The 10,700-nt window shown below is 68.5% G+C and carries 8 protein-coding genes; all 8 read right to left on the minus strand.

Features of this window, described 5'->3' with window-relative positions; translation table 11 throughout:
- The coding region (locus tag IH13_RS0110870) for an ATP-binding cassette domain-containing protein (protein ID WP_031083293.1) at positions 1 to 360 on the minus strand (360 nt) is incomplete at its 3' end.
- A complete protein-coding gene (locus IH13_RS0110875) occupies positions 353 to 1,411 on the minus strand; it encodes an ABC transporter ATP-binding protein (RefSeq protein ID WP_031083295.1) in 1,059 nt (352 codons plus the stop codon). The genes IH13_RS0110875 and IH13_RS0110870, both read right to left, overlap by 8 nt.
- An 11-nt stretch (positions 1,412 to 1,422) precedes the next feature.
- The gene (locus IH13_RS0110880) at positions 1,423 to 2,367 is read right to left on the minus strand and encodes an ABC transporter permease (RefSeq protein WP_031083296.1); all 945 of its coding nucleotides are present in this window, start codon (positions 2,365 to 2,367) and stop codon (positions 1,423 to 1,425) included.
- Positions 2,360 to 3,289, minus strand: coding sequence for an ABC transporter permease (locus tag IH13_RS0110885; protein ID WP_031083299.1), 930 nt, complete (start codon positions 3,287 to 3,289; stop codon positions 2,360 to 2,362). The genes IH13_RS0110880 and IH13_RS0110885 overlap by 8 nt, the downstream gene beginning before the upstream one ends.
- A gap of 120 nt (positions 3,290 to 3,409) precedes the next feature.
- Positions 3,410 to 5,035, minus strand: a complete 1,626-nt coding sequence (locus tag IH13_RS0110890; protein WP_031083301.1) for a peptide ABC transporter substrate-binding protein — start codon at positions 5,033 to 5,035, stop codon at positions 3,410 to 3,412.
- A gap of 563 nt (positions 5,036 to 5,598) precedes the next feature.
- A complete protein-coding gene (typA, locus tag IH13_RS0110895; protein ID WP_031083303.1) occupies positions 5,599 to 7,473 on the minus strand; it encodes a translational GTPase TypA in 1,875 nt (624 codons plus the stop codon).
- Positions 7,474 to 7,798: 325 nt separating this feature from the next.
- Positions 7,799 to 10,144 carry an ABC transporter family substrate-binding protein gene (locus tag IH13_RS0110900; RefSeq protein ID WP_031083304.1) on the minus strand — a complete coding sequence of 782 codons (2,346 nt, stop codon included), beginning with the start codon at positions 10,142 to 10,144 and terminating at the stop codon, positions 7,799 to 7,801.
- 209 nt (positions 10,145 to 10,353) lie between these two features.
- Positions 10,354 to 10,700: isochorismatase family protein (locus IH13_RS0110905; RefSeq protein ID WP_158791121.1), on the minus strand; the 347-nt coding region annotated here is incomplete at its 5' end.

Raw genomic sequence — 10,700 nt, forward strand, 5'->3', positions numbered from 1 at the left:
GGTGATGTCCTGGCCCTTGTAGAAGACCTCACCGGCGGTGGCCCGCTCCAGGGTCATCAGCAGCTTGGCGACCGTGGACTTGCCGCAGCCGGACTCCCCGACGATGCCGAGCGTCTCACCCGCGTACAGGTCGAACGAGATGCCGTCGACCGCCTTGACCGCGCCGACCTGCTTCTTGAACAGGATGCCCTGGGTCAGCGGGAAGTGCTTGACCAGGTTGCGCACCTGCAGGATCGGCTCGCCCTGGGACACCGGGGCGTCGATGGCGGCGACCGCCTCCGTCTCGGTGGCCGCGTTGACCGTGCCGACCTCGGTGACGTTCGGGGTGGCGTCCACGGGCTTCTTGTCGAGCTCAGCCATGGAGCGTCTCCTTCCAGAAGTGGCAGGCGCTGCCGCGGCCGGCCAGTTCGGTACCGTCCTGCTCGGTGACCGGGAGCAGGGCCGGGATGTCCGTGCGGCAGACGTCCTGCGCCCTCGCGCAACGCGGGTTGAAGGCACAGCCGGACGGCACGTGCAGCAGGTTGGGCGGCAGCCCCTTGATCGCGTAGAGCTCCTGCCCCTTCTGGTCCAGGCGCGGGATCGACTCCAGCAGGCCCTTGGTGTAGGGGTGCGCCGGGCGCTTGTAGATGTCGTGGACCGGGGCGGTCTCGACGATCCGGCCCGCGTACATCACGGCGATCTTGTCCGCGACGTCGGCGACGACACCGAGGTCGTGCGTGATCAGGATCAGGCCCATGTTGAAGTCGCGCTGGAGCTCCGCGAGCAGGTCCATGACCTGCGCCTGGACGGTCACGTCGAGGGCCGTGGTGGGCTCGTCCGCGATGATCAGGTCCGGCTCCAGGGCCAGCGCCATGGCGATCATGATGCGCTGGCGCATACCGCCGGAGAACTGGTGCGGGTAGTCCGAGACGCGTGAGGCGGCGGCCGGGATCTTCACCCGGTCCATCAGCTCGATGGACTTGGCCTTGGCCTCCTTCTTGGACATGCCCCTGTGGACCCGGAACATCTCGCCGAGCTGGTAGCCGACGCTGAGGACCGGGTTCAGGGAGGAGAGCGCGTCCTGGAAGATCATCGCGATCTTCTGGCCACGGATCTTCCGGCGCTCCTCGGCGGACATCTTGAGCATGTCCTGGCCGCGGAAGAGGATCTCCCCCTTGGGGATGCTGCCGGGGGGCATGTCCAGGATGCCCATGATCGCCTGCGCGGTCACGGACTTGCCGGAGCCGGACTCGCCGAGCACGGCGAGCGTCTCGCCCGCGCTGACGCTGTAGTTGACGCCGTTGACGGCCTTGGCGACGCCGTCCCGGGTGTGGAACTCCACGTGCAGGTCACGGACTTCGAGCAGCGGGCCGCTCGTGTCGTCGGTGCCCCGCGGTGCGGGGACATCCGCGGTCTTGTCGATGATGGTCATGTACGCCTCCCTCAGCGCAGCTTGGGGTCGAGGGCGTTGCGTACCGCATCGCCGAGCATGATGAACGCCAGAACGGTGATCGACACCATGACCGACGGGATGATCAGCACGAACGGGGCGTTGCGCAGCTGCTCCTGACCGGAGGAGATGTCGACACCCCACGACACGGTCGGCTCCGCGAGACCGATGCCCAGGAAGGACAGCGAGGCCTCGGCCGAGATGTAACCGCCGAGCGCGATGGTGGCGACCACGATCACCGGGGCCATCGCGTTGGGCAGGATGTGGCGGAGCAGGATGCGGCTGGTCGAGGCGCCGAGCGCCTTGGCCGCCATCACGTAGTCCGCCTGCTTGATCGTCAGCACCGAGCCGCGTGCGACACGGGCGATCTGGGTCCAGCCGAGGAAGGCCAGGGCCAGGATGACGACCCAGACGTGACGCTCCTCGAACGACGTCAGGATGACCATGGCGCCGAGGATGAAGGGGACACCGAAGAAGATGTCGGTGACACGGGACAGGATCGTGTCGATCCAGCCGCCGAAGTAGCCGGCCAGCATGCCGACCACCGCACCGAGGACGGTGACGAGGCCGGTGACGATCACGGCGACCATGATCGAGGCGCGGGCGCCGTAGACGACACGCGCGTAGATCGAGCGGCCCTGGACGTCGTAACCGAACCAGTCCTCCTGGAAGACGTTCCCCCACTTGGGCTTCTGGAGGTAGTGGTTGGCCAGGTCCGCGTAGCGCGGGTCCGCACCGGTGAACAGGCCGGGGAAGACCGCCATCACCAGCAGGAGGAAGATCAGGACGGCCGAGACGACGAACAGCGGGCTGCGCCGCAGGTCGTGCCAGGCGTCCGACCACAGGCTGCGGGGCTTGCCGACCTTCGGGGTGGCGGAGACCGGCTCCGGCGCCTTCGCGGTGTCGGTCGCGGTGGTTTCCTTCAGCGTCTCAGGCATAACGGATCCTCGGGTCCAGGACCGCGTAGAGCAGGTCGACGAGCAGGCTGGTGGCGAGATAGACGATGACGATCAGCGTCACGATGCCGACCACCGTGGCCCCCTCGCGGTGCTTGAGCGCATCGAAGACGGTCCAGCCGACACCCTTGACGTTGAAGATTCCCTCGGTGATGACCGCGCCACCGAGCAGGGCGCCCAGGTCGGTACCGAGGAAGGTGACCACGGGGATCATCGAGTTGCGCATCAGGTGGATCCCGACGACGCGGCGCCGCGGCAGCCCCTTGGCCACGGCGGTACGCACGTAGTCCGAGCGCAGGTTCTCCGCGATCGAGGTACGGGTGAGCCGCGCGACGTACGCCAGCGAGAGCGACCCGAGGACGACCGCGGGCAGGAACAGTTCGCTCCAGTTGGCCTCCGCGCTCACGTTGGGATCGACCCAGCCGAGCTGGAAGGCGAAGAAGTACTGGCCGAGGAAGCCGAGCACGAAGGACGGGACCGAGATGAGCAGGAGCGTCAGCAGGAGCAGTCCGCGGTCGCGGAAGGTGTCCGCCTTGAGACCGGCGAACACACCCATGGAGATACCGACGAGGACGGTGAAGACGAAGGCAAACAGCGCCAGTCGGACCGTGATCGGGAACGCTTCCGAGATGATGTCGGCGACCGGTCGCCCACTGGCGATCTGGGTGCCGAAGTCTCCCTGGAAGAGACCGGAGAGGTAGTTCCAGTACTGATGCCAGAGCGGCAGGTCCAGGCCCAGCTTTTCCTTCATGGCCTGGATCTGTGCCGGGTCTACGGTCTGTTCACCCGCGAGCGCGCGCACGGGATCGCCGGGCAGCGCGTACATCATGGCGAAGACCAGCAAGGTTGATCCGAGGAAGACCGGGATCATCTGGAGCAGTCGCCGTGCGACATAACGCCCCATGTTTGCCTCCGAAAGGGATAAAGCAGCCCGAGGGGCCGCTCTCCGGATGCGGAGAGCGGCCCCCCGGGACCTACTGCCTGCGTGGGCGGCTGATGGCCGAGTGGGGGCCCTCAGGCGTGGTTACTTCACGGTCACGTCGGTCATGACGTAGTCACCGCGGTAGTCGATCGCGACGTTCTCGACGGACTTGCCGTACCCACCGTTGATCTTGTAGTTCCACAGCGGGATCGCCGGCATCTTGTCGAGGAGGAGCTTCTCCGCCTCCTGGTACGTCTTGATGGAGTCGTCCAGGGAGTCGGCGTTGTCGCCCTTCTTGAAGGCCGCGTCGACCTCCTTGTCGGAGAACCGGCCGTTGTTCGCCTCGGCGGTGGTGCCGTACAGCTCCCGCATGAAGTTGACGTTCAGCGGGTAGTCGGCGACCCAGCCACCACGGTACATGGCCTTGACTTCGTCGTTGTCACGCGCTTCCAGGTCGGTCTGGAAGTCCGGCTTGGCGTCCGGGATGCAGTCGACACCCGTCGAGTTGCGGATGGACTCGCAGACCGCGGTCACCCACTCCTTGTGGCCGCCGTCGGCGTTGTACTGGATCCAGACCTTGTTGCCCGGGACGCCGCCGCCTTCCTTCACGAGCTTCTTGGCCTTGGCCGGGTCGAACGTGAACACGTCGGTGTCCAGGTCCTGGTTGCCGGCGACGCCCGGAGGCGTGAAGCTCGTGGCCGGCTCGCGGGTGCCGTTGAGCACCGTCTTGGTGATCGTGTTGCGGTCGATGCCCATCGACAGGCCCTGGATGACCTTGGGGTCGATGTCCTTGAAGGCCTTGGAGTAGAAGACCGGGGTGAGCGACTGGACGGCCGCGTACGGCTCGTCGATCACGCGGTCGCCGAGGTCCTGCTTGTACTTCGGCAGGTCCTTCGGGCCGACCTGGCGGATCATGTCCAGGTTGCCGGAGAGCAGGTCCTGGTACGCCGCCTCGACGGTGGCGTAGTTCTTGAACAGGATGCCCTTGTTCTTGGCCTTGTTCGGACCCTGGTAGTCCGCGTTGGCCTTGACCTGGATGAGCTTCTTGTGGTCCCACTTCTCGAAGACGTAGGGACCGTTGCCGACCGGCGCCTGGCCGAACGCCTTGGTGTCCTTGTAGAACACCTCGGGCAGCGGGGCGAAGGTGTAGTAGCCGAGCTTGTACTCGAAGTACGGGACCGGCTTCTCGAGCTCGACCGTGAAGGTGGTGTCGTCCACGGCCTTCAGGCCGGACATCTCCGTGCCCTTGGGGTCGCCCTTGGCGGGGTGGACGTCCTCGTAGCCCTTGATGTCCTCGAACCAGAAGGCGTTCTGCTGGCCGTTCTTGATGTTGGCGTACCAGTTCCACGCCTTGATGTACGACTCGGCGGTGACCGGGGTGCCGTCGTGGAACTTCCAGCCCGGCTTGAGCTTGACCGTCCACGTCTTGGAGTCGTCCGACTTCACGGACTCCGCGTTCGTGTAGACGATGTTGCCCTCGGCGTCGAACTCCAGGAGCTGGGTGAACAGCGCCTGGATGACGTAGCTGCCGAGCTGCTCGTTGGTGTCGGCCGGGATCAGGGGCTTCTGCGGCTCGCCGACGTCGACCGAGACGTAGCCGGCGGGCTTGCCCTTCTCCTTCGAAGCGGACTTGCCGCTGTCGTCACTGTCGCCGCCACCACAGGCGGTCGCGGCCAGGGCGATGATTGCCGCTCCCGCGACCCACTTGGCGCTCTTGGCACCGCGCATGGGTTTCCTCCTCATGAGTCCACTTTTGACTACAAGAGGGGCACTGGAGAGATCAACCGACACCCCTGACGGCGATCGTTTCAGTGCCCCGAGTGTGCTCGTGAGTCGGCACTCCCCACAGTGCGCTGACCCATTGACCCGAGCTCAATGGAGCCAACTATTAAGGAACACCGGGCTGTAAACCACACTTAAAGGGTCTCGGTTTGACAACATCAGAAACCTCGCCCAGCCCGAAATCCGGACAAAGCGATCCCAGACAGACACCCCCGAAACGGACCGTTAACACATGTTCCGGAGAGCAACGGTCGAATAACGAACACCTCGCCCGCTAAATCCGGTTGACCTCGATCTCTTCGGCGTGGCCTCGCGGGACCGCCCGCCCGGCCCGGGTCCGGTCACTCGGCGGCGCGGCCTGCCCGGCCGTCCGGCCCGGACCGGCGGGGGGCGGGGGCCGCACCGGCGGGCCGGTGTACGACCTTCACGAGAACTCCCCGCCCGGAAGAGGAGGTGCCTCTTCCGAACGGGGAGTCGTCCCTCGGTGCCGGACCGGTCCGGCGCCGGGATCAGCCGTGCTTGGCGCGCGAGGCCGTGCGTCCGCGCTGCTTCTGGTCGAGGACGACCTTGCGGATACGGACCGTCTCCGGGGTCACCTCGATGCACTCGTCGTCGCGGCAGAACTCCAGGGACTGCTCCAGCGAGAGCTTGCGGGCGGGCACCACGTTCTCGGTGGTGTCCGCGGAAGCCGCACGCATGTTGGTGAGCTTCTTCTCCTTGGTGATGTTCACGTCCATGTCGTCGGCGCGGGAGTTCTCGCCGACGATCATGCCCTCGTAGACCTCGGTGCCGGCCTCGGTGAAGATCACACCGCGCTCCTGGAGGTTGACCATCGCGAACGGCGTCACGGAGCCCGCGCGGTCGGCCACCAGGGAGCCGTTGTGGCGGGTGCGCAGCTCGCCGAACCAGGGCTCGTGGCCCTCGAAGATGGAGTGCGCGATGCCCGTGCCGCGGGTCTGGGTCAGGAACTCCGTACGGAAGCCGATGAGGCCGCGGGAGGGGACGATCCACTCCATGCGGACCCAGCCCGAACCGTGGTTCGTCATCGTCTCCATGCGGCCCTTGCGGGAGGCCATCAGCTGCGTGATGGCACCGAGGTGCTCCTCGGGCGAGTCGATCGTCATGCGCTCGACGGGCTCGTGCGTCTTGCCGTCGATCTGCTTGGTGACGACCTCCGGCTTGCCGACGGTGAGCTCGAAGCCCTCGCGGCGCATCTGCTCGACGAGGATCGCCAGCGCGAGCTCGCCGCGGCCCTGGACCTCCCAGGCGTCGGGGCGCTCGGTGTCCAGGACGCGGAGCGAGACGTTACCGATCAGCTCGCGGTCCAGGCGGTCCTTCACCTGGCGGGCGGTGACCTTGTGGCCCTTGCCGCCCTTGCCGACGAGCGGCGAGGTGTTGGTGCCGATGGTCATCGAGATGGCCGGCTCGTCGACCGTGATCAGCGGCAGCGCGATCGGGTTCTCGGGGTCGGCCAGGGTCTCGCCGATCATGATGTCCGGGATGCCGGCGATGGCGCAGATGTCGCCCGGGCCCGCCTTCTCGGCGGGCTGGCGGGTGAGCGCCTCGGTCATCAGGAGCTCGGTGATGCGCACGTTGGACATCGTGCCGTCGCGCTTGATCCAGGTGACCGTCTGGCCCTTGCGCAGCTCGCCCTGCTCGACGCGGCAGAGGGCGATGCGGCCGAGGAAGTTGTCGGCGTCGAGGTTGGTGACGTGCGCCTGGAGCGGTGCGTCCTCGTCGTACTCGGGGGCCGGGACCGTCGAGAGGATCGTGTTGAAGAACGGTTCCAGGTTCTCGCTGTCCGGCGGGACGGTGCCGTCCTCGGGCTTCGTCAGCGAGGCGACGCCGTCACGGGCGCAGGCGTAGACGATCGGGAACTCGATCTGGTCCTCGTCGGCGTCCAGGTCCAGGAAGAGGTCGTACGTCTCGTCGATGACCTCGGCGATACGGGCGTCGGGGCGGTCCGTCTTGTTGATGCAGAGGATCACCGGGAGCTTGGCGTCGAGCGCCTTGCGCAGCACGAACCGGGTCTGCGGGAGCGGACCCTCGGAGGAGTCGACGAGGAGGACGACCGCGTCGACCATCGACAGACCGCGCTCGACCTCGCCGCCGAAGTCGGCGTGGCCGGGGGTGTCGATGATGTTGATCGTGATCGGGTCCCCGCCGTCCTTGGGGTGGTACTTCACCGCCGTGTTCTTGGCGAGGATCGTGATGCCCTTCTCACGCTCCAGGTCGTTCGAGTCCATCATGCGTTCGTCGAGGTTCTCGGCGGCGTGGGCGGCGAAGGCGCCCGCCTGCCGGAGCATGGCGTCGACCAGGGTGGTCTTGCCGTGGTCGACGTGGGCAACAATGGCTACGTTACGGATGTCGTGGCGCGTGGGCATGGGTGGCTTGCGCTTCTCTCGATCGGGGATCAGGCGTCTCAGTCGGTCTGGAGTCCTCGTACGCCCGCCGGGCGGACACGCCACGGCTGGTCCAATGGTACGGGCTTGACGCGTCCGGAGCGTCCCGGCCCGGTCGGCGAGGCCGTTCGCCGGGCGTTGTCCACCCTGTGTTCAGCCGTCGTACGGCGGGGGGCGGGGCCGGACGGCGAGGGGGTGCGGGGGAAGCGGGGAGCCCGGGTCCAGGCAGATGCCACCTTGCCCGCCGGCGGTGCCGACGGGCAAGGGAATTGAGCTGGTTCTGAGCTTGGATCAGGCGGGTGACCTGCTATTTCCTGGGGCTCGCGGGAGCACCTGCCGCTTGGCCCCCGACGAATCCGATGTCCTGGTAGCGGGGGGTGGAGAAGCCGAAGGCGCCGACGTTGCGGAGCTTCTTGTCGACCGCGACCAGCTGCGGCCGCTGGTACAGCGGAATCGATCCGGCCGCTGCCCAGATCCGTGCGTCCGCCTGCTTCAGCAGGTCCCTGGAGGTCTTGTCGTCGAGCTCGGAGACCGCCCGGTCGAAGAGCTGGTCGATGTGGTCGGAGCCGACCCGGGTGTAGTTCTGCTCGACCAGCAGCGATCCGTCGGTGGCGGGCTCCGGCTTGGCGAAGATGGGGCGCCCGTCGGTCGCGGGGTAGGCGGTGGCGGGCCAGGAGTAGAGGGCCATGTCGTAGTCGCCCGAGGCGATGTGGTCCTTGAAGTAGCTCTCGTCGTCGACCTTGGTGATCTGGGCCCCGATACCGACCGCGTCCAGCATCTCGACGATCCTGTCGCCGACGCTGCGCAGCGGCTGCGACCCGGGGCCGGACGGCAGGACGAAGCGCAGGGTGAGCGGCTTGCCGTCCTTGCCGAGCCGGTTGCTGGCCGGGGCGGGGGCGGGGGCCGCCGTGCCCTTGGGTGCGTAGGCGCCGGGCGCTCCCCCGGGCGGCTGCTTGTCCTGGGCGCTGACCCGGCCGCTCTCGTCACCGGTGAAGGCCGCGACCTGGCGCATCACGGCCGCGCTCTGGGCCGCGGCGGCCGGTGCGGTGGCGAGGGCCTGGGGGACGGCGGTACGGCCGGCCCGGCCGCCCGGCTTGTCGTCGCCGACGATGTACAGCCCCTCGTCACGGGAGGCCTTGTCGTCCTTCTCCTCCGTGTCGGAGGCCTGGTCGGCGTCCGCGCCGGAGGCCTCCTCGGTCGCCTTGCCGGACGCCTTCTTCCCGGCGTCCTCGTCCGTCTTCTTGTCGGCCTCGCTGCCGGCCTTGGTGTCCGCGGGCTTCTCGACGGCTCCGCCGGTCGTCCAGCCCGCGTCCGCCAGCAGCGCCCGCGCCTCCTTGGTGTCCTGCGCGCCCAGGGCCCCGCTGGCGTCCTTGTACGCGGGCTGCCCGGCCAGGGCCAGGTGGCTGCCGGGCGGCTTCGCGGGCAGCCCGAGCGGCTTCAGGACGGTGTCGGCGAGCTCCTGGCGGTCGAGGGCGCGGGCGACCGCGCGGCGCACCCGGTCGTCGGCGAGGGGCCCGGACTCGCCGTTGAGCGCCAACTGCGTGTAGGCGGGCTCCAGCGACTTGCGTACGGCGAAGCCGTTGAGCGCCTTCTGCTCGGCCGCGTACGCCGCCACGGCCTCGCGTTCCTCGGCACGGGCGGCCTGGGCGGCCTCGGCCGCCTCCTCGTCCGACCCGTGTGCAAGTGCCCAGGAGCGCAGCGCCGAGGCCGGGGTGGTGTCGGCCCCGGGGCCGTGGGCGGGCGGCCGTCCGTCGCCGGTGCGGTAGCGGGCGGCCTGGGCGATGCTGTTCGCCGCCGCCGGGTCGACGTCGGCGACGTCCACGGTGCCCTCGGTCAGGGCCTCGGCGCGGTCCTCGGGCTTCACGGCCCGGAAGACGAGCGATTGGAGCTTGGCCCGGTCGCCCCACCAGCGGGGGTCGCGGTCGAGGGTGACGGTCCCCTTCTTCTTGTCCACGCTGCGCAGGCGGAACGGCCCCGCGGTGTTCTTGAGGGCGGTGCGGGCGCCGTCGTTGAAGGCGGCGGGAGACCCGGTCACCTCCTTCGGGTACAGCGGGGAGAACAGCGCCCGCCAGTCCGCGTACGGCTTGGAGAAGGTGACGCGGACCTGGAGGTCGTCCTTGCCGCGCTCGATCTTCTCGATCCGTTCGTAGCCCGCGTTGCGCGCGGTCCAGAACGCGGAGTCCTTGCCGCTGAGCGCGCGCCACTGGGCGACGAAGTCGGGGGCGCCGATCTCCCGTCCGTCGCTCCACACGGCCCGTTGGTTGAGCTTGTAGAGCACGACCTGTTTCGGTTCCTGCTCGATGACCTTCGCGGACTCCAGGAAGTCGGGGTTGAGCCGGGGCTCCCCACGTGCGTCCATCGGGAAGAGCGTGGGTAGGACGGCGCCGGTGACCCGGGTGGTCGCGCCGTCGGCGTCGGCCTGGAAGGCGTTGAAGGTGGCGGGCAGCGCGTCGATCGCCCAGGTGAGGGTGGAGCCGTCGGCGACCCGGTCCCGGGCCGCCGGGGCGATGTCCTGGCCCACGGCCACCGGGACGCGGCCGTCGTGGTCCGAGGAGCAGCCCGCCAGCACGGGGATCGTGAGCACCCCCGTCGCCAGGAGTGCGACCGAGCGGCGCTTTCGGGCCGTCCCGCGCGGGACGCCGAGGTGGGCCATGGCTGATACCTCCGGGGCCGGCCCGGCCCACCCGTACCGGAATGGACCGGATGACAAACGTTTTGGTGGCATTTGCAGCTGATCACACTGATGTGGTGATCCAACTGAACGCACCTCCACGCACGAGGGGGCACAGGCACGGCCGGTGCGGGCGGCGATGTCACCCGTGCGGCCCCGGAGGTCGTACTCGGCCGCACCCGCCCGGGTACTCAGCCGAGCAGCTCGACGATCGCCGATGTGGTGCCGGTCTCGCCGAGCCTCGGGAAGACCTTCTCGACGCTGTTGCGGTGGGTGTCCGGGTCGAGGTCGGTGACCGCGTCGGTGGCCACGGTGACGTGGTAGCCGAGTTCGTGGGCGGCACGGGCCGTGGACTCGACGCCGATGGCGGTGGCGATGCCGGCCAGGACGATCTGGGTGACGTCCCGGCGGCGCAGCTGGAGGTCGAGGTCGGTGCCGTGGAAGGCGCCCCAGCGCTGCTTGGTGACGACGACGTCGCCCTCGCGCGGGCCGAGCTCCGGCACGATGTCCGCCCAGTCGGCGGGCGGCTGCCGGCGCG

It is taken from the genome of Streptomyces sp. NRRL WC-3549 (genome assembly GCF_000721935.1).
Lineage (GTDB): Bacteria > Actinomycetota > Actinomycetes > Streptomycetales > Streptomycetaceae > Streptomyces.